Origin of the sequence: Streptococcus sp. HMSC071D03 (assembly GCF_001812125.1) — a bacterium.
Lineage (GTDB): Bacteria > Bacillota > Bacilli > Lactobacillales > Streptococcaceae > Streptococcus > Streptococcus pseudopneumoniae_N.
This window is the reverse complement of sequence record NZ_KV807816.1, coordinates 12,438-12,683: the sequence shown is the minus strand read 5'-3', so window position 1 is coordinate 12,683 and position 246 is coordinate 12,438. Positions and strand designations below refer to the sequence as shown.

General features: G+C 36.2%; 1 pseudogene. It reads left to right on the top strand.

Annotated features, from left to right (window positions below):
- Positions 1-246 (top strand): annotated as a pseudogene (locus tag HMPREF2837_RS11985) (ParA family protein); the annotation flags it as partial.

Here is a 246-nt window from a genome sequence, read left to right as displayed (position 1 = left end):
TATATTTCTTAGCAAATATGATTCGACCAAACTATGGATCATCAAGAGAATTACTGGAGGCCCTTGGACTTGAAGCCAAAGAAAAGGGAACAGACAACCTTCTAGGGCTTGTACCAGCAAAAGAGCTATTCAATCATTCTACAATTGATAAGGTCTCTATTGCAGATATGAAGGAGAATCCTGAGCTTTATCAAAAACACAAAAAGTTTTTTACTGAGCTGGAGCAGACTTTTTCAAAAATTTATG